The 326-nt window shown below is 59.5% G+C and carries 1 pseudogene; it reads left to right on the top strand.

Annotated features, from left to right (window positions below):
• Positions 1-94: 94 nt before the first annotated feature.
• Positions 95-326: pseudogene (locus FLQ44_RS10065) on the top strand (catalase/peroxidase HPI); the annotation flags it as partial.

Genomic DNA, 326 nt, shown 5'->3' with positions numbered 1-326 from the left:
ATGCGCATCATCGCTACAAACGATTTTATCTATGCATCGAGGCGGTTCATCCTCGACTGCGTTTCTTGGTCCACATCCAAAGGGAGGATCCATCATGTCCAACGAATCCAAGTGTCCCGTGCACGGCGCGACCGACCACATCGGCATGGGCAAGGGCCCGCGCAACCTAGACTGGTGGCCGAACGCCCTGAAGCTCGACGTGCTGCACCAGCATTCGGCGAAGTCCAACCCGCTGGGCGAGGACTTCGACTACCGCAAGGAGTTCGAGAAGCTCGATCTCGACGCCGTGGTCGCCGACCTCAAGGCGCTGATGACCGACTCTCAGG

Source organism: Vogesella mureinivorans, from assembly GCF_007644035.1.
Taxonomy (GTDB): domain Bacteria; phylum Pseudomonadota; class Gammaproteobacteria; order Burkholderiales; family Chromobacteriaceae; genus Vogesella; species Vogesella mureinivorans.
The sequence above is the reverse complement of the archived record's forward strand: the minus strand, read 5'-3'. Positions and strand labels throughout refer to the sequence as shown.